Annotated in this window: 15 protein-coding genes and 2 pseudogenes; 8 read left to right on the forward strand and 9 right to left on the reverse strand. The window is 70.4% G+C overall.

Going from position 1 to position 18,635, the window contains the following annotated elements:
- Positions 1-736: 736 nt before the first annotated feature.
- From AB0I73_RS29955 to AB0I73_RS29965, 3 genes and pseudogenes are all read left to right on the forward strand, one after another.
- A complete protein-coding gene (locus AB0I73_RS29955; RefSeq protein ID WP_363042551.1) occupies positions 737-2,842 on the forward strand; it encodes a recombinase family protein in 2,106 nt (701 codons plus the stop codon).
- Positions 2,752-3,690, forward strand: a pseudogene (locus tag AB0I73_RS29960) (amidohydrolase family protein); the annotation flags it as partial. The gene AB0I73_RS29955 and the pseudogene AB0I73_RS29960, both read left to right, overlap by 91 nt.
- A gap of 11 nt (positions 3,691-3,701) precedes the next feature.
- A complete protein-coding gene (locus AB0I73_RS29965) occupies positions 3,702-4,703 on the forward strand; it encodes a TIGR03842 family LLM class F420-dependent oxidoreductase (RefSeq protein WP_363042553.1) in 1,002 nt (333 codons plus the stop codon).
- Positions 4,704-4,719: 16 nt separating this feature from the next.
- On the opposite strand, the gene AB0I73_RS29970 is transcribed toward AB0I73_RS29965, so the two are convergent.
- From AB0I73_RS29970 to AB0I73_RS29995, 6 genes are all read right to left on the reverse strand, one after another.
- Entirely contained in the window at positions 4,720-5,556 is an 837-nt protein-coding gene (locus AB0I73_RS29970) for a CAP domain-containing protein (RefSeq protein ID WP_363042555.1), read from the reverse strand.
- Between the two features lie 612 nt (positions 5,557-6,168).
- Complete coding sequence (locus tag AB0I73_RS29975) at positions 6,169-6,834, reverse strand: hypothetical protein (protein ID WP_363042557.1); 666 nt, start codon at positions 6,832-6,834, stop codon at positions 6,169-6,171.
- Positions 6,835-7,086: 252 nt separating this feature from the next.
- A complete protein-coding gene (locus AB0I73_RS29980) occupies positions 7,087-7,902 on the reverse strand; it encodes an SAM-dependent methyltransferase (RefSeq protein ID WP_363042559.1) in 816 nt (271 codons plus the stop codon).
- Between the two features lie 151 nt (positions 7,903-8,053).
- Entirely contained in the window at positions 8,054-8,809 is a 756-nt protein-coding gene (locus AB0I73_RS29985) for a sulfite exporter TauE/SafE family protein (RefSeq protein WP_363042561.1), read from the reverse strand.
- 57 nt (positions 8,810-8,866) lie between these two features.
- Positions 8,867-8,989, reverse strand: a complete 123-nt coding sequence (locus tag AB0I73_RS29990) for a hypothetical protein (RefSeq protein ID WP_363042563.1) — start codon at positions 8,987-8,989, stop codon at positions 8,867-8,869.
- 67 nt (positions 8,990-9,056) lie between these two features.
- A complete protein-coding gene (locus tag AB0I73_RS29995; protein WP_363042564.1) occupies positions 9,057-11,180 on the reverse strand; it encodes an MMPL family transporter in 2,124 nt (707 codons plus the stop codon).
- Between the two features lie 73 nt (positions 11,181-11,253).
- On the opposite strand from AB0I73_RS29995, the gene AB0I73_RS30000 reads away from it, so the two are divergent.
- The 4 genes from AB0I73_RS30000 to AB0I73_RS30015 all read left to right on the forward strand — a co-directional run bounded on the left by AB0I73_RS30000 (position 11,254) and on the right by AB0I73_RS30015 (position 14,851).
- Positions 11,254-11,751 (forward strand): MarR family winged helix-turn-helix transcriptional regulator, encoded by a 498-nt coding sequence (locus AB0I73_RS30000; RefSeq protein ID WP_363042566.1) that lies wholly within the window; start codon positions 11,254-11,256, stop codon positions 11,749-11,751.
- A gap of 191 nt (positions 11,752-11,942) precedes the next feature.
- A complete protein-coding gene (locus tag AB0I73_RS30005) occupies positions 11,943-12,788 on the forward strand; it encodes an inositol monophosphatase family protein (protein ID WP_363042568.1) in 846 nt (281 codons plus the stop codon).
- 147 nt (positions 12,789-12,935) lie between these two features.
- Positions 12,936-14,345, forward strand: coding sequence for an NAD(P)/FAD-dependent oxidoreductase (locus tag AB0I73_RS30010; protein WP_363042580.1), 1,410 nt, complete (start codon positions 12,936-12,938; stop codon positions 14,343-14,345).
- Positions 14,342-14,851: an O-acetyl-ADP-ribose deacetylase gene (locus AB0I73_RS30015; protein ID WP_363042570.1), complete on the forward strand. Its 510-nt coding sequence runs from the start codon at positions 14,342-14,344 to the stop codon at positions 14,849-14,851. Before AB0I73_RS30010 ends, AB0I73_RS30015 begins: the two co-directional genes overlap by 4 nt.
- A gap of 37 nt (positions 14,852-14,888) precedes the next feature.
- Here the strand turns inward: AB0I73_RS30015 and AB0I73_RS30020 are convergent, their stop codons facing one another.
- From AB0I73_RS30020 to AB0I73_RS30030, 3 genes and pseudogenes are all read right to left on the reverse strand, one after another.
- On the reverse strand, positions 14,889-16,232 hold the full coding sequence (locus AB0I73_RS30020) for a globin domain-containing protein (protein ID WP_363042572.1): 1,344 nt from the start codon (positions 16,230-16,232) through the stop codon (positions 14,889-14,891).
- A gap of 417 nt (positions 16,233-16,649) precedes the next feature.
- On the reverse strand, positions 16,650-17,549 hold the full coding sequence (locus AB0I73_RS30025) for an aminoglycoside phosphotransferase family protein (protein WP_363042574.1): 900 nt from the start codon (positions 17,547-17,549) through the stop codon (positions 16,650-16,652).
- A 336-nt stretch (positions 17,550-17,885) separates the two neighbouring features.
- Positions 17,886-18,089, reverse strand: a pseudogene (locus tag AB0I73_RS30030) (IS5/IS1182 family transposase); the annotation flags it as partial.
- A 46-nt stretch (positions 18,090-18,135) separates the two neighbouring features.
- On the opposite strand from AB0I73_RS30030, the gene AB0I73_RS30035 reads away from it, so the two are divergent.
- Complete coding sequence (locus AB0I73_RS30035) at positions 18,136-18,453, forward strand: DUF6221 family protein (protein ID WP_363042576.1); 318 nt, start codon at positions 18,136-18,138, stop codon at positions 18,451-18,453.
- The last annotated feature ends 182 nt before the right edge of the window (positions 18,454-18,635 follow it).

Genomic DNA, 18,635 nt, shown 5'->3' on the forward strand with positions numbered 1-18,635 from the left:
TGAGATTCCGGTCTACGGCTGGAACCTCCTCCGAAAGCATGTCAATCTTCAACGTCCCGCAAAGAGATGGTTGCGGGCCGGCGGCGTGCATCGAGAGGCAGTGGAGGGAAAAGGAGGTGGCGCACGGGTGGCTCGGTTTGAGCTCGCCTCGCGTGGCCCCGTAAGCGCCACCTCGCAGAGCGTTGTAATCCGGAGCTCTCTGACCGGCGTCGGGACGGGCTTCTCTGCTCAGCAGTCGCGCCGCCTAGGAGGGCGGCCATATATACCATCGAATCGCCGGTTAGGTAAACCGGCGATTCTGAAGACCATGGATCGTGTTCGCGCTGACAGCACCTGGCAGTGGAGTTGGCGGGAACCCGGTGCTGCCAGTCGAATGAGGCCGGGCGCCGGTTCCAGGAGGTCAATGTCCCGCCCAAGCGGCGCTCGTGTTCGTCGAGAACCGCGTCGGTGGGTGACCTCAAACTGAGGCGCCGCTCTGCGCCGTGAACCGAGGAACATCCATGGCGCAAGAAAGTCGTACGCACACCGTCCGTGGCCCGTCGATCAGGGTGCATTGGGTGCCGCGCTCCCTTACTGCGGGTGAACGGCGACGCCTGGCGTTGCTGCTGTTTGGCCCAGATACCAGTCGGCGTGGTGGCCTAGCGCGATAGGTATTTGCTTCTAGAGATGGGTGGTTTCTCGCGCCGCCTGCACGTTTGTGTCGACCTTTCGACCAGGAGAGGGAGGGGATTCGGGAATGCGTAAGGTCGTGCTGCCTAGGCGGTCACGGAAAATTCGCGTCGCCATCTACCTGCGGGTCTCCACGGTAAAGCAGCTCAAGGGGTACGGGCTTGAGGTCCAGCTCGACGAGTGCCTTGCCTGGCTGGACTACAAGCTAGGGAAGGGCTCGTACGTCTATGAGGTCTACACGGACGGAGGCGTCTCGGGGAAGCTGGCGCACCGGCCGGACCTCGATGCCCTGAATGCTGACCTGGCGGCTCTGCGCTACGACCTCGTGATCTTCGGCAAACTCGACCGTATCGGTCGGACCATGCGCGACATTCACCGCTGGGTCTATGACATCACGGACATCGAGGTATTCGGCGGTGTCAAGGTGCGCGTTGCGACCGCAGATGGCCGGATCGACAGCGAAGATGACATGTTCGGCATCCAGCTCAGCCTCTTGGCCTACATGGCAGAGCTGGAGCACGCCATGATCCTCGACCGAACGATGGGAGGGCGTGAGAAGAAACTCGCGCAGGGGGGATGGCCTGGAGGTGTCGCTCCTTTCTGGCTGGCGCTCCCAAAGAAGGGTGTGAGCGGGCCCCCCACTCTTCGTGAGAGGGGAGTTCGGTTCCTCGAAGTATCGGCTCGGCTCCTGGCCGATGAGCTGCTCCCTGCCGAAGAAGCAGCCACTGCGCTTAACGCGTTGGGTTATGAGACCGCGCGCGGGCTCCCCTGGACAGGGGCGAACCTCATCCGGACATGGATGCAGACGGCGCTGGACGGATACATCGTCTACCGCAACGTCGAGAGCGGGCGAGGATCCGTGCGCCTTGGCCCTGACGGCAAGCCGCTGTATGGAGAGACTGTTCGCATCCCCGTGCCCGTCCCATTGCCGACCTCTCGAGTGCGGGAGGTGAGGAGGGCGCTCGCCCGGCGCTCGTTCATCAAGGAAAATCACAAGGACTACCTCCTGTCTCGGCGTGTTACCGCACTCTGTGGCGCCCACTACGTCGGTGCCCACCGCGAAGCGCGGGGGAGAACCTCTTATCGGTGTTCGGGGCGTCGCTCCGATCCACCCTGTGACTGCCAGGAGATCCTCGCCCGGCCGCTGGAGGACGTCGTTTGGCGCGAGGTGGTGCGCACGCTGGGGGATCCGGAAAAGCTTAGGGCCCTCGCTGAAGAGTGGCTTGGGGACGTGCCCGGAGAAGCGCAGTTGTACGAGGAGCGCCTTGCCGCTCTCGACGAGGAACTGGAGCGAAGCCAGCGCTTGCGGAAGAAGAAGCTTGTCGCCTTGGCCGAAGTCCTGGCTGCGGATGAGAGCGACGATGCCGAGACGGAACTGGAGATTAAGGCGTCCATCGCAGAGGTGAAGGATGAGCTTCAGAGCAAGGAGCGCCGGCTTCGTGATCTAAGGGCGGATGCGGCTGAACGCCTTTTGGAGGTTCAGCAGCGGGAGGAGCGAGTTCACGAGGTCGTCGAGCAGGCCCTTGATGTGACTCCCCGACTCGGTGCTCTGGAATTCGCCGGGAGGTTGGATCTGCTTGATCTTGTCGACATCGAAGTTCGCGTCACCAGCCACGTTCCCGGAATGCTACGAAACGCTGGTTGCCCCTTCGAGGGATGGTTCGAGGAGCGGGGGCTGCTCGTACCCCCGGAGCTGACGGACGATGACTGGCAGCGGGTTGAAGCGTGCTTTCCGGTCCCCAAGAAGAAGACTCGCATCGTTCCGCCTCGGGTGGCGTTCGAGGCATCCCTCTACAAGGTGCGTCATGGGCTGCAGTGGAAGGACCTGCCCGAGGAGGTTCTGCAGGGCCACCGGCCGAACAGCGTCTACCAGCGGGTCCTGGGGTATCTGAAGGACGGCTCCTGGGGAGCCGCGGTGCGCGCGCTGGGCGACTATGAAGGAACGCCGGTGCCGCCGCTGTACGTCCTTCCCGACCTCGACATCACCGGTGCCTTCGATCCAGCCCTCGCAGCCCTCCCGGAATCGCCCATGACCTGCGACGATGACGATACGACGTGTGAGGGGGCGGCGGAACGAAAATCAAGCAGTTCATGGCGTACCCAGGGGTTTTCTACTCCGACGACGGCCAGATCCTGCGCGCCATGCAGCGCTCCGCCGAGAACGGCGGCCTGATCATGATGCACGCCGAGAACGGCATCGCGATCGACGTGCTCGTCGAACAGGCTCTGGTCCGCGGCGAGACGGACCCCCGCCACCACGGGGAGGTCCGCAAGGCCCTGCTGGAGGCCGAGGCCACCCACCGCGCCATCCGGCTCGCCCAGGTCGCCGGCGCCCCGCTGTACGTCGTGCACGTCTCCGCCGCCGAGGCGGTCGCCGAACTGACCCGGGCCCGCGACGAGGGCCTGAACGTCTTCGGCGAGACGTGTCCCCAGTACCTGTTCCTGTCGGCGGACAACCTCGCCGAGCCGGACTTCGAGGGCGCCAAGTACGTGTGCAGCACACCCCTGAGGCCGAAGGAACACCAGGCCTCCCTGTGGCGGGCGCTGCGCACCGACGACCTCCAGGTGGTCTCCACCGACCACTGCCCCTTCTGCTTCACCGGCCAGAAGGACCTCGGCCGCGGCGACTTCTCCAAGATCCCCAACGGCATGCCGGGCGTGGAGAACCGGATGGACCTGCTCCACCAGGCCGTCCTCGACGGACACCTCACCCGCCGCCGCTGGATCGAGATCGCCTGCGCCGCCCCGGCCCGCATGTTCGGCCTCTACCCGAAGAAGGGCACCCTCGCCCCGGGCGCCGACGCCGACGTCGTGATCTACGACCCGCACGCCGAGCAGGTCATCTCCGCCGAGACGCACCACATGAACGTCGACTACTCGGCGTACGAGGGCACACGCGTCACCGGCCGCGTCGAGACCGTCCTCTCCCGCGGCGAACCGGTCATCACCGAGCGGGAGTACACCGGACGCGCCGGGCACGGTGCCTACACCCCGCGTTCCACCTGCCAGTACCTCGACTAGGAGCGGTGCGCATGGACTTCGGACTCGTTCTGCAGACCGATCCGCCGGCCTCGCGGGTGGTCGGCCTGATGCGGCGCGCGGAGCGCAACGGCTTCACGCACGGCTGGACCTTCGACTCCGCCGTGCTGTGGCAGGAGCCGTTCGTGATCTACAGCCAGATCCTGGCCAACACCACCGGGCTGAAGGTCGGCCCGATGGTCACCAACCCGGGCACCCGCACCTGGGAGGTCACCGCCTCCACCTTCGCCACCCTCAACGACATGTTCGGCAACCGCACCGTCTGCGGAATCGGCCGCGGCGACTCCGCGATGCGGGTCGCCGGACGCAAGCCCAACACCCTGGCCCGCCTGGGCGAGGCGATCGACGCGATCCGCGACCTCGCCGAGGGGCGCGAGGCCGAGGTCGGCGGGCAGCCGCTGCGGATCCCGTGGGTGAGGGGCGGCAGGCTGCCCGTCTGGATGGCGGCGTACGGGCCGAAGGCGCTCGCCCTCGCGGGGCAGAAGGCCGACGGTTTCATCCTCCAGCTCGCCGACCCGTACCTGACCGAGTGGATGGTGAAGGCCGTACGGGCCGCGGCCGCGGAGGCGGGGCGTGACCCCGCCTCCGTGACCGTCTGCGTCGCCGCCCCGGCGTACGTCGGCGACGACCTGGCGCACGCCCGCGACCAGTGCCGCTGGTTCGGCGGCATGGTCGGCAACCACGTCGCGGACCTGGTCGCCCGCTACGGCGAGCACTCGGGCATGGTCCCCGAGGCGCTGACGTCGTACATCAGGGAACGGCACGGCTACGACTACAGCCACCACGGACGGGCCGGCAACCCGTCCACGGACTTCGTCACCGACGAGATCGTCGACCGGTTCTGCCTGCTCGGGCCGGCCGAGGCGCACATCGAGAAGCTGAGGGCGCTGCGCGGGCTGGGTGTGGACCAGTTCGCCGTGTACGACATGCACGACGCGCAGGAAGCGACGATCGACGCGTACGGCGCGGAGATCATCCCGGCACTCAGCCGCTGACCGGCCCCTGCGGTGACTACCGGGCCGTGCCGAAGTTCTGGGTCCAGTAGGAGCCGGGCTGTGCGAGACCGACACCGATCTCCTCGAACGAGCAGTTGAGGATGTTCTTCTTGTGGCCGGGGCTGGACATCCAGCCGGCCATCACCTGCTCGGGAGTGGAGTAGCCGTAGGCGACGTTCTCGCCGTAGGTGCGCCAGTTGTAGCCGGCGCGGGTGATGCGGTCGGCGGGCGAGGATCCGTCCGAGCCGGTGTGCGACATGTTCCTGCTCGTCGCCATGTCCTCGCTGTGGTTCTGCGCGGCCTCGGTCAGGGTGGCGTTCACCGTCACCGGGGAGCAACCGGCCTTGCCGCGCTCGGCGTTGACGAGTTCCACCACCTCGGCGACGGCTCCGGAGGCTTCGGTGCCGCCCGTCGGGGCGGGGCTCGGGGCCGCGGTGGTGGGTTCCGGGGCGGCCGTGGTGGGCTTCGGGGCCGCGGTGGTGGGCTCGGCGGCGGATGGCTCGCGGACCGCCTTCTTCAACTTGTGCGTCTTCGACTTGTGCGTCGGCTTCGGCTTGTGCGTCGGCTCGGCGCTGCTGTGCCGCTCCGCCCCGGGCTTCGAAGCGTCAGCGGTGGCGGTCGGTGCGTGCGACGGCGCCGCCGTGGCCTCGCCGTGCTGCTTGCCGTTCCACCGGTGGTACCGGTCGGCGTCACCCCACCTCTCCTCGGCCGCGGCGGCGGCGTCCTGCTGTCGTTGCCCGCTGCCGGGCCAGTCGACACAGGCCATGGCGACCGAGGGTATCCCTACCACGCCCACGGCGACTGCGGTGACGACCGTCCGCCGGTACCGATGCTGACGACGGTGCTTTCCCATGAGTGACCTCACCCCTGCTTGTCCGGAGATTGGTCATTCTTGGGACGGCCCGGCGCGGGGTGCAAAGGGCCCTTGCACTACTGCGCTTCGTAGGTCTGCGGGGGGCTTGCGGCGGGTGGAAGAGCGTGCCGACCTGCTCGCGACAGGCCCCGCGGGACGCCTGCCGCCTCGTCAGGAGCCGTCGCTCGACGCGAGAACCGCGGATCTCGACTCCCCACCGGATCACCGTCCGCCTCGCCCCGACCCTTTTTCATGGCAAGCCGGATAAATCCCCCATGTCGCCGGAGCGGGTCCTACTAAGCGGCCTGCGTAGATCGAGGACGTGCGTGAGGGATGTCACGGAATCACGAATTCCGGCCTGCTGCCGGAGGCCGGGGAGTGCCCGGCGTGCCTGTAGGGCCTGTCCGGCGGAACGTGCCGCAGACGCGGGGGCCGGCACGCCCTTCCCGAGCTCTTCGAGCAGGGGGGACCCATGAGCGGGAGGGACCCCCATCGCGTCGACCCCCTCCTCCGCCTTGCGGCTGACCGCCCCAGCCCCCGCTCACCCGCACTGACGAGGCACCGTCGATTTCCTGCGCCCTGCTCCGCCGGACAGGCCCCGGGGCGGCCGGGTCAGCCCCGGCCCTCCAGCAGCGCCGCCATCGCCTCCTTGGCGGCCTTGATGGCGCCCTTGTTGATCTCGTCCGTGGAGGGTGCCTTCTTCGACTCGAAGTCGCTGCCGTTGTACGTCACGACTACCAGCGCGTTGGAGGCGCGGGCCACCACCACGCCCTCACGGGTCTCCTGCTTGTCCTTGGTGGCGAGGTTCACGACGGAGTACGCCGCGTCACCGAGCCCGGGGACCGCGCCGCCGCCGCTCTTGTCCTTCAGCCGTCTCTCGTAGGACTGCCCGGCCGCGTCGTCCGACTGCAGAACCTCGAAGGAGACGTCGAGCCAGCGGTACTCGTAGCCCTCGAGCGCGTTCCAGGAACAGGTCCTGCGCAGCTTGGAGTCGGTGGACTTGATCTCCTTGCCGGACGCCTCGGCCCCCGGCACGAGGGACTTGACGGTCTTCTCGGCGATGCTGTCGCAGGGGGCGGGAGCGGTGGTGTACGTCTTGGGCGCCGCCGTCGCCGACGGAGCGGAGGGGGACTGGGTCGCCGTCCCCTCGGCCGTTCTCCTCTCCGCCGCCTGTGGCTCGGAGGAGGGTCCGGACGACAGTGCCCAGCCCGCCGCGGCGAGGACGACCACCGGGGACAGGCGCGCGGCCAGCGCTATCGGCAGAGGAAAAGAACGCACGTCGCACTTCTCGTGGGGGTCGGTGCGGAAGGGGCCCGCACAGCGGACGGGACGCCAGTGTCACACGCTTCCGAGTGGGGCGGAAGTGCGAACTCGCTCCGTGGGCGGAGGGTGACGGGGACGGCACCGCCGAGGGCGGCGTTTTGCCGTACTTCCCCTGCGTTCAGGCGAATTGCGGCGGCGGGGGACCGCTGGGCGCGGGCCGAGGGCGGTCGCGGTGTTCCCACCGCGACCGCGCGGGGCGTCAGCGGGTCACGGCTTGCGGGCGAGGCCGCCGTGCTCGGCGACGGGCGCGGAGCCGGGGGTCTCGGTCTCCGGACGCCACAGGGGGACCGAGACGACGCCGGGCTCCAGGAGCTCCAGGCCGTCGAAGAACGACGTGATCTCGTCGACGGTGCGCAGATTGTACGGGATGGCGCCGCTCTTGTTGTAGCCGTCCTGGGCCTGCTCGAAGCCCGGGTCGATGCCCCGGGAACCGTCGTTGACGGAGAGGTAGCTGCCGGACGGCAGCGCGTCCATCAGCCGCGTGACGATGGAGCGGGCCTGGTCGTAGTCGGCGATGTGCCCCAGGATGTTGCTGAGGATGAGGGCGGTGGGGCGGCTGAAGTCCAGCGTCTTCGCGGCGGCGGCCAGGACACGCTCCGGGTCCAGCACGCTGGAGTCGACGTAGGCGGTCGCACCCTCGGGGGTGGAGTAGAGCAGGGCGCGGGCGTGCGCCAGGACCATCGGGTCGTTGTCGACGTAGACGATCCTGCTCTCCGGCGCGATGCGCTGGGCGACCTCATGGGTGTTGTCGGCGGTCGGCAGACCGGTCCCGATGTCCAGGAACTGCCGGATGCCGGCCTCGGAGACCAGGTACGTGATGTTGCGGCGCAGGAAGGCCCGGCTGCTGCGGGCGATGGTGACGATGCCGGGGAAGACGGCGGTGTACGCGTCGCCCGCCTCCTCGTCGACGGGGTAGTTGTCCTTCCCGCCCAGCCAGTAGTTCCAGATCCGGGCCGAATGCGGCACCGAGGTGTCGATCTTCTGGTGCGCAGCGGGTCCGGGCGTCGTCGCAGGGTCGCTCATGGGTGCGGTCCGTCTCTCAGCCGAGGCAGGTGTGTTCAGCCAGCAGGTGTGTTTCGCACAACTTACGTCCCAACAGTGCTGTCGCGCACTTCAGTTCGTATCTCCGGTGCGGTGCGCGGACGCGTTCCGCCCGGTGCCGGGACGCTTCCCCTCAGCCGTGCAGGGCGAGGTAGGGCGCCAGCGCGAACAACGTGATGACGAGTGCGTACTTCAGGCTGCGGGCGGGCAGGGCGTGGGCGATCCGCCAGCCCAGGAGCACGCCGGCCAGTTCCGGGACGCCGACCAGGGCGGCCAGGGGCCAGTCGACGGCTCCGTGGGCGAGGTAGCCCACGGTGCCCACCCCGGCGATGACGATCGACTGGGCCTGGGCGGAGGCCAGGGACTCCAGCACGGGAACACCGAGCGCGACCAGCAGCGGGACGGTGAGCATCGGGCCCCCGATGCCGACGACGCCGGAGACGACGGCGACGGCGAACCCGAGTCCGGCCACCACGGGTGCGGGCGGGTGGGCGGGCACGGCCGCGGGCCGGTGGCGCTCGCGGTGCCACACCAGGGCGGCCACCACGGCCACGAGCACACCGAGCACCATCCCGAACGCGCGTGCGGACACGAGGGAGTTGAGCAGCACCCCGACGGGAGTCCCGAGCACGGCGGTGCCGGCCAGGATCCCGGCGGTGCGGCGTGTTCCCGGCTCGCGCAACTGGCCGGAACGGGTGTAGGCCGCGGCGCCCAGCACACCGGTGGCGACGTGGGTGACGATGGAGGTACCGGCCACCTCGGCGGGGGACAGGCCGGTCAGGGTGAACAGCCCGATCGTGGGCAGCACCCCACCGGGGCCGACAGCGGTGATACCGATGCCTCCCACCAGCCCCAGCAAGCCCAGCGCCACCACCACCGACACCGACATACCGCCCCTCCCCTCCGCCCGGAGCATTCCGCCTGGAGCATGCCGGAGAGCGGTGCGTCAGGGAACGGGCGTCACAGGGGGAGATCCCGTACGGGGACGGACCGCGGCCTCGGCCGTGACCCCGTGGATCTCCGTCGGCAGCCGGGCGACGACGAGGGCGACACCCGGCTCCCGCACCACCGCGGCCACGGTACGGGCCGGTTGACGCACCGACACGAGCGGCCGGCCGTCGGCACGTCGTCCGTCGCTAAGCCGACTGCTGGTCCGCCGTGGGTGCCGCTCCCTCCGGACGACTGTCGCCGCGGGCCAAGGCGCTGGGCCACCACGCCCGGGGTCCGATGTCGATCACGAGCGCGGGCACCAGCAGCGAGCGGACCACGAGCGTGTCGAGCAGCACACCGAAGGCCACGATGAAGGCGATCTGCACGAGGAACGCCAACGGGATGACCATCAGGGCCGCGAACGTCGCAGCCAGCACCACACCCGCCGAGGTGATCACCCCGCCGGTCGTGGTCAGCCCGCGCAGCACACCCTGTCGCGAGCCGCGCGCGAGCGCCTCCTCGCGTACCCGGGACATCAGGAAGATGTTGTAGTCGACGCCGAGAGCCACCAGGAACACGAATCCGTACAGCGGGACGGACGCGTCCGTGCCGCTGAACCCGAGGAGATGCTCGAAGACGAGGGACGAGACCCCCAGCGTCGCCAGGAAGTTGAGCGCGACGGTCGCCACCAGCAGCACCGGTACGAGCAGCGAGCGCAGCAGCAGGACCAGGATCAGCAGGATGATGCCGAGCACGACGGGAACGATCACCGTGCGGTCGTGCGCGGCGGTCTGCTGGGTGTCGTACTGCTGCGCCGTGTACCCGCCGACCAGCGCGTCGGCTCCCGGGACCGCGTGCACGTTCTCGCGCAGCCGCTCGACGGTCTCCTTGGCCGCGTCGCTGTCCGCTGCCGCGTCGAGCGTCGCGTCGATGCGGACACGCCCGTCGACGACCTGCGGCTCACCGGCCCCGGGCCGCCCCGAGGCGGAGACCGCGCCCGCCGATGCCACGCCTTCGGTGTCCTCGGCGGCGGCCGTCACCGCGTCGGCCCGGTCGGCGTCGGCGATGATGACGGCCGGATTGCCCGAGCCACCGGGGAAGTGCTTGCCGAGCGTCTCCTGGGCGGCGACGGAGGGGGCGTCGTTCACGAAGATCTCGTCGAGCGGCACCCCCTTGGCGGACAGTGTGGGCGAGAAGGCCGCCAGGGCGGCGAGGACGAGTCCGGTCACGAGCCAGACGAAGCGTGGACGCGCGTCCACGCGCGCGGCGACCCGGAGCCATACCGCGTGGCCCTCCGCGGACGCGTCCGACGCCTTCGGGCGAGAGGGCCAGTAGGCGGTACGGCCCAGCAGGGCCAGCACGGCCGGCAGGAAGGTGAGCGTGGTGAGTACGGCGCACACGATGCCGATGGCGCCCACCGGTCCGAGAGCGCGGTTGTTCGTGAGGTCACTCGCCAGGAGGGCCAGCAGTCCGAGCGCCACCGTGGCGGCACTGGCGGTGATCGCGCCGAACGAGCGCCGCACCGCCACCAGGGCGGCCGCGGCCCGGTCCCCGCGCACGGCGAGTTCCTCGCGGAAGCGCGCGGCCAGGAGCAGGGCGTAGTCGGTCGCGGCGCCGATCACCAGGATGGACAGGATGCCCTGCACCTGCCCGTCGACCTGGACCACGTCCCGCTGCGCCAGCGCGTACACCACGGCACAGGCCAGCCCCAGGGCGAAGACGGAGCCGAGGATGATCACGAACGGCAGCAGGACGCTGCGGTAGACGAGCAGAAGGATCACCAGCACGGCGGCGAGCGCCACGCCCAGCAGCAGTCCGTCGATACCCGCGAACGCGTCCGACAGGTCGGCCTGGCTCGCTGCCGGGCCGGCGATCTGCGCCTCGGCACCCGGTACCTTCTGCGCCGCCGCGCGCACCTCGTCGAGGACCGTGGGCAACTCCTCGCCCAGGTCGGGCCGGAGTTGGACGACGGCCTGCAGGGCCTGGCCGTCGTCGGAGAGCAGGGCGGGCGACGGCCTGCCGACGACACCGGTGCTTCCGGCGAGCGCGCCCACGGATTCGGTGGCGGCCGCCCGCTGGGCCTCGGTGACCCGGGCCCCGTCCGCCGTCCAGACCAGGATGGCCGGGAGGGTCTCGGACTGGGCGAACGCCTCACGGGCCTCGAGGACCTTGGTGGACTCGGCACTCTGCGGCAGGAACGACGCCTGGTCGTTGGTGGCCACCTCGCCCAGCTTGCCCGCGTACGGCCCGAGCGTCCCGCCCACACCCAGCCAGACCAGCAGGAGAACGAGGGGTACGAGCCACCGGGCCCGGCGCGGTGCGGTTCTCATGAGCATTCCCCCAGGGGAAGAGGTAAGTCGATGAATGAGTATCTTGATCGTAGAGTGATCTTATACTGGGATCATGAATGACTTGGGCGCCCCTTCGGCACCTCTTCCCGGTGACGACCCCACGGGGTTGCAGTCGTTCGCCGTCCTGCTGCGCCGGATGAACGGCGAGTTCAACCGCATCGCCCACGAGTTCGCCCAGGCGCACGGCCTGCATCTCACCGACGTCCAGGCCCTGATCGCGATCCTGGACGCCGACCAGGACGGCTCGGACGAGCCCATGACGCCCGGCAGGCTGCGCAAACAGCTCAACCTCACCTCCGGCGCCGTCACCGCGTGCGTCGACCGACTGGAGAGGGCGGGGCACATCCGGCGGGTCAGGGCCGCCGACGACCGCCGCGTGGTCCACCTGTACTTCGCGGAGACGGCCAGAGGGCTGATCAGGGACTACTTCCGGCCCCTCGCGCGGAGCACGGAGACCGCACGGAGCCACTTCACGCCCGAGGAGCTCACCGTGGTCGTCCGGTTCCTCGCGGAGATGAACCGGGAACTCGTCCTGCTGCGCCGCGACTGATCCCGGCCGATCCCGGCCGATGCGGAAGCCTCCCGGCCGGCTCGACGCCCCGGCCCGCACGGCACGCAGGGCTGCGCGGTGGGCCGCTGAGCCCATACTCCCCCGGGCCGAGGACCCATATTCATGCGGTTACCACCTGGAGTGCACCAGACGGGTGGGGTTTGTCAGTGGGGCATGTTCTCATGGGACACATGATCGAGGACAACGAAACCATCGAAGAGTTTCTCACCCAGCACGCCGTCGGCGTGGAGGAAGCCGTCCGCAAGGCGGCCGCACAGGAAATCATGCCGCGCTGGCGTCGGCTCGCCGACCACGAGATCGACCGCAAGTCCGGCCCGCACGACCTGGTGACCGACGCCGACCGGCAGTCCGAGCTGTACCTCACCGAGGCGCTGCTCGCCCTGCTGCCCGGCTCCGTCGTGGTGGGCGAGGAGGCGGTGCACGCCAACCCGGCGTCGTACGACGGGATACGCGGGGAGGCGCCGGTGTGGATCGTCGACCCCGTCGACGGCACCCGGCAGTTCGTGCAGGGCGACACCGGATTCTGCACCCTGGTCGCCCTCGCCCAGGGAGGAGTGGTCCACGCGTCGTGGACCTACGCCCCCGCCCGGGAGGAGTTCGCCACCGCCGTCCGCGGACAGGGCGCCTTCCTGGACGGGACGCGGCTGCACGCGGGCTCCCCGGAACCCGGCCGTGACCTGCGGGTGGCCACCTCCCACCCGGACTTCACCACGGAAGAGCAGAAGCGTTCCCTCCTCGGCCTGCGGACGGACGGCGTGGCGCCCCGCTCCTGCGGCTCGGCCGGACTGGAATACCTGGCCGTCGCCCGAGGCGAGTCGGACGCGACCGCGTTCTGCTGGGAGGCCGCGTGGGACCACGCGGCGGGCCTGCTCCTCGTCGAGGAGGCGGGCGGCACCCACCTGACCCGCTCCGGCGAGCCCTTCCGCATCACGGGCGGCAACGACCTCCCGTTCACCGCGGCCCGCGACGAGGCCACGGCCCGCCGGGTGGTGGGACTGCTGTCGGACGGGGCCTGACCTCCAGGCCGGTGGCGCGGTCGGCCTGAGCGCCGTTGCCCCGGGCCCCGGCGGGGGTCGACCCGAACCCGGGGCGGTGTCGGCGCACCGGCATATCCTGATCCCCCGGTTGCCGTCGGCTGACGAAGGAGCCCGAAGGTGGTGTCGATGCTCGATGTGGTCGTGGTGGGGGCGGGGCCGAACGGACTGACCGCCGCCGTGGAGCTGGCCCGGCGCGGCTTCTCCGTCGCGGTGTTCGAAGCGAGGGACACCGTCGGCGGCGGCGCCCGCACCGAGGAACTGACCCTGCCCGGCTTCCGGCACGACCCGTGCTCCGCGGCGCACCCGCTGGGCATCAACTCGCCCGCCTTCCGCGCCCTCCCGCTGGAGCGCTACGGCCTCGAGTGGCTGCACGCGGACCTGCCCATGGCCCACCCCTTCCCGGACGGCACGGCGGCCGTGCTGTCCCGGTCGGTCGGCGAGACGGCCGCCTCCTTCGGCCCGCGCGACGCGGGCCCGTACCGCCGCCTGGTCGAACCCTTCCTGCCCCGGTGGGACACCCTGGCCCGCGACTTCATGTCCCTGCCGCTCACCGCGCTGCCCCGCGACCCGGTCACCCTCGCCCGCTTCGGCCTCGTCGGACTGCCGCCCTCCACCTGGTTGATGCGCCGCTTCCGCGACGAGCGGGCCAGGACCCTGTTCGCCGGCCTCGTCGCCCATGTGATCGCCCCCCTCGGCGGCCTCGCCACCGGCGCCATCGGCCTGGTCTTCGCCCTCGCCGCGCACGCCCGCGGCTGGCCCGTCGCCCGCGGCGGCTCCCAGGCCATCTCGGACGCCCTCGCCGGACACCTGAAGGACCTCGGCGGCGCGATCCACACCGACTACGAGGTCAAGCGCCTGGACGACCTGCCCCCGGCCCGCGCGTACGTCTTCGACACCTCGCCCACCGCCCTGGCCCGCATCGCCGGCTTCGGCGACCACTACGCGAACTACCGCTACGGCCCCGGCGTCTTCAAGATCGACTACGCGCTGGACGGCCCGGTGCCGTGGACCGCGCCCGAGGCCTGCCGGGCCTCCACCGTGCAGATCGGCGCGGACAGCGCCGAGATCGGCACCGCGCTGCGCGCCGCCTCCCGCGAGGGCCGCGCCCCCGAGAGGCCGTTCCTCATCACCGTCCAGCCCAGCGTCGCCGACCCCACCCGGGCCCCGGCCGGCAAGCACACCTTCTGGGCCTACGGCCACGTCCCCAACGGCTGGACCGGCGACCTCACCGACACCGTCGAACGCCAACTGGAGCGCTTCGCCCCGGGGTTCCGCGACCGCGTCCTGGCCCGCGCCACCGCCGGCCCGCCCCAACTCGCCGCCCGCAACGCCAACTACGTCGGCGGCGACATCGCCTCCGGCGCGGCCAGCGGCCTCCAGCTCCTGCTGCGCCCCAAACTGTCCCTCTTCCCGTACTCCACCCCGCACCCGGCCGTGTTCATCTGCTCGTCGGCCACCCCGCCCGGCCCCGGAGTGCACGGCATGTCGGGGCACAACGCGGCGAAGGCCGTCTGGAGGAGGCTGCGCCAGTCTTGACCACCATCACCCTCGTCCAGGGCGACATCACCCGCCAGCACGTCGACGCCGTCGTCAACGCGGCCAACTCCTCCCTGCTCGGCGGGGGCGGCGTCGACGGCGCGATCCACCGCCGCGGCGGCCCCGCGATCCTCGAGGAGTGCCGCCGCCTCCGCGCCTCCTCCTACGGCGGCGGCCTGCCCACCGGCCGGGCCGTCGCCACCACCGCGGGCGACCTGAACGCCCACTGGGTGATCCACACGGTGGGCCCGCGGTACACCCGGGAGGAGGACCGGTCGGAGCTGCTGGCCTCGTGCTACCGGGAGTCGTTGCGGGTGGCGGACGAACTCGGGGCCCGTACGGTCGCCTTTCCGGCGGTCTCCGCGGGCATCTACGGGTGGCCCGTGCAGGACGCCGCCCGGATCGCCGTGGAGACGGTGCGGGCGACGGAGACGTCGGTCGAGGAAGTGCGGTTCGTCCTCTTCGACGACCAGGCCTACGAGGCGTTCGCCGCGCAGGTCCGCTGACCCTCATGAGCTGCCGCTGCCTGTCGCGGCGGCCGGTTCAGGCGGGGACCTGCTGCCCCGGGAACGTGAAGTCCCCGGCCGACCCGTGCCCTTGGGTGAACCGTGGCACAACGTGCGGACCGACCGGCAACAGGTCGTGGACGATGCGTTCGGCGGGATGCCCGGCGTGGACGAGCCCGGCCGCCACCGAACGGACCATGTCCGGCGGCCCGGCGATCTGGGTGCGCCCCTCCGTGAGGGGGGTGCTCCGGGTCACCGCGTGGACCAGCCGGTCGTACCTGCCTTCGGTCGGCGCCCCGCCCGTCATCGGGACCACGGTCAGCCATGAGTGGCGTTGTTCGAGGCCCGTCGGATACCCGAGGTCGTAAAGGTCGGACAGCGAGTCGGCGCCCAGGAAGAGCTGTACGCGGCGGCGCACACGGTGTGCGGACGACTGCCGCACGCTGCTGTCCAGCTCCTGCAGCAGCGCCTTCATCGCGGCCCAGCCGGTGTCCCAGACGACCAACCGCAAGGTGTCCAGGGGCTCCGCGTCGAGCGTCAGGCAGCCCTTCGGCGGCCCGAGCCGTACCTCGTCCCCGGGTGCGGTGTGGCGCACCAGCATCTCGCTGACCCCACCGGGGCCACTGCGCCGGACGTGCAACTCGAGCTCCCCGTCCGGACCGGGCCCGTCGGCCAGGTAGTACGGACGCCAGGTGTGCGGCAGCCGGGCGGACTCCAGCGTGGTGTACTGGCCGGCCCGGTACCGGAACGTCTCGTGCGGCAGGAGGCGGAGCACCGCCAGGTCCGGCCCGTACAGCCGATGGGACGTCACCGTGGCCCGCCAGCACGGTGGTTCGTGCAGCGCGGCCTCCGCGCCCCGGACCATGGCGGTGACACCGAGCTGCAGCATCCGCATCCAGGCCCGTTCGAGCTCGGGGCTCCAGTACTCGCCCGCGCGGCCCCGCAGCGCTTCGCGCAACGCGTCCTTGAACGCCGCGTACTGCGCCGGGCGCACGCCGAGTTTGCGGTGGTCGCGGCCGAGCTGGGTGAAGGTCTCGGTGATCTCCTCGGGGCGGTGCAGGTGCTCGATCAGGTACCGGAACGCCCGCGCCAGATGCGCCTGTTGGAACGCCATCGTGGCGGGGAAGAGCGACCGCAGTGAGGGATGCCGTGCGAACAGCGCCCGGTACAGGTCGTCGATCAGCTCGTCGAGCGGAGCCACCAGGTCCAGGTCACGCATGATGATCTGCTGGTCCGCGGCCACGTCGTACGCCTCTTCGGCCGGGGGTCGGACGCCGCGGCCGGTGCCCGGGTCACTCCCGGGGGAGAGCAACTGCTGACGCAGCCGCATCGCGTCGTGCCGGGCGAGGAGTGTGTGGTACGTCCTGTCTTCCGCGCTCATGATCAGCGGGCCCTCCCCGTCTCGCGCCCGACGACGGGTACCTGCACGGAGCCGGGTCCGGTCCAGCCTCGGGTGGCAACAGGAACGGGAACCCACCGGCCCGACCGGCGCGGTGCCTTCGCCGGAAGCGGGCGGAAGAGTCGGGACATGGCTGGGCTCCTTGAGCGACGTGTCGAGGGTGCGGGAGCGGCTCGACGGCGAACGGGCGCCGAACCGCCGGTTTCTGACGGGAGAAATCGCAGGTCAGTATGGCATCAGGGGCATATGCCCCAAGGTCCCTGGGGGACAGGGACCTTGGGCCCTGGCAGAAGGGGAGCAGGTGTGCACACCTGACCTGTACGCACACAGGCGGAGAGTCCCCGCCGTGCCGGCTCTCGACGACGTTCAGCCCTGCGTTGCGGGCGGAACCTCGGGGTCTCACCCGTCTCCCAGCACCGCCCGGATCACGTGCCGGGCATTGTGCGCCATCACCGGGTTCGTCCTTCGGTAGTACGGCAGCGCGATCAGCGCCTGCGACAGCGTCCGCCCCCGGCCGCGGATCCAGGTCGCGTCGTCCACGCCCAGCGCCTCGTGGAAGACCTCCCGCGCATCGGGCGGCAGCAGATTCCACGCCGGGAACAGATCGCAGGCCGGATCTCCCACTCCCACGCACCCGAAGTCGATCACCGAGGCCAGCCTGCCGCCGTCGACCAGCAAGTTGCCCGGCATCAGATCGGCGTGCAGCCACACCGGCGGCCCGTCCCAGTCGGGGGTCCGCAGCGTGTCCTCCCACACGGCGGACGCGGCGTCGCAGTCGACGTCCTCCTGCGGGATCCCCCGCAGTTCCTCGATCGCCGCCCGGGTCTCCGCGTCGAGCGAGCTGACCGGCCCGCCGCGGTGGGCCTGCGGCGCCCCCGGCAGGCTGATGCTCCGCATCGCCGCCACGAACTCGGCCAGATCCTTGGCCAGCAGCACCGGCTCGCTCAGTGCCCCTGCTTCGGGAAGCTCCCCCGCCAGCCATCGGTACACCGACCACGGCCACGGATACCCCTCGGCGGGCTCCCCGGCCCCGAGCACCTCCGGGACGGCCGTGGGCAGCAGGGGCGCGAGGCGGGGCAGCCACTCCTGCTCCATCGCCACGTCCTCGGCTCCGCCCCGCACCAGCGGCAACCGCACCACCATGGTTTCGCCCAGCCGGTACATGGCGTTGACCGTGCCGCCGGAGGAGTGACGCTCCAGTGGCAGCCCGGCCCACTGCGGGAACTGCCCGACGATCAGCCGCCGTACGAGGCCGTCGTCGATGGGATGTTGGCCGGGATGCATCTGCCCTGCGCTCATGGGGCGCCATCCGATCGCCGGACGCTGGTGAGCGTCAAACGCTTTTCCGGCTGATGAACACGGCCCGCGTCGCAGCCGACTCCGGAGCGCCCCTTCGCGACTGTGTCCGCAGGACATCGGGCCGGATGTCGTGGAAGCAGTTCTGGATTTACCCTGGTTGACTCCACGATCACCTTCAGCACCTCGCCGAAAGCGCCCTCGCAACCATCCCGGCCGTCGATGTCGGGGAGATCTGCTGGACGGCCGCCTCTTCTGCGTGACGAGGTCATCGCAGCCCAAGCGCTGTCCCGTAAATGATCTACGGCATGCCGGTTGACCAGCGTCGTTTCCCGGTCACCTGGCGAGGGTGAGGTTGGTGCGCCAGTAGGCGGCGCCCAGCAGCACCCGGTCCTCCAGCGGCAGGCTCCACGGCCGGCCCTTGCGGACCGGGTCGGCGCCCTCGCGCCGGAGCGCGGTGGTCAGCTTGTCGAACTGGCGCGGGCTCAGTCCGCTGAACGGGGCTGTCCAGGAGGGCTGCGCCGCTGTGAGCACACCAGACACGACAAGATCGTTTCATGGTGCCCGACACAACATCGAGAATGCCCCTATGAATAAAGACCTGGTGAGGTTCCTCGAGGCGCGGCTGAATGAGGAGGCCGACTTGGCCCGGCGCTGCGACGGTGACGGATGCGGGGAGTGGTCCGCCCGCGGACGCACGGTCGACTTCTGTCAGGTTGACCTCTCCGGTTTCCACCCCACGATCGCTCTGCATGTGGCTCTGCACGACCCGGCCCGCGTCCTGCGCGAGATCGAGGCCAAGCGGCGCATCCTGGCCCGTCACGCCCACGACCCCTGGCCGTGCGACGACTTGCGTGACCTTGCCTCGCCCTACACCGGCCACCCTGACTTCCCCTCAGGGGCCTGAAGCAGCGCAGCACACGAGTAGACCGCCCAACTAAGCTGTGTGCCCGGACCGAGCCTCAGCCCGCTGAAGATCCTTTATGGGACAGCCTTAGAGCCCCTAACAAAATAGGGTGTTTGCATTATTCTGGGTGCACTGGTGCGAGTTCGTGCCGATCGGGAGGTGTGTGATGTCCCGCCCCAAGC

The organism is Streptomyces sp. NPDC050388 (assembly GCF_040655635.1).
GTDB lineage: Bacteria > Actinomycetota > Actinomycetes > Streptomycetales > Streptomycetaceae > Streptomyces.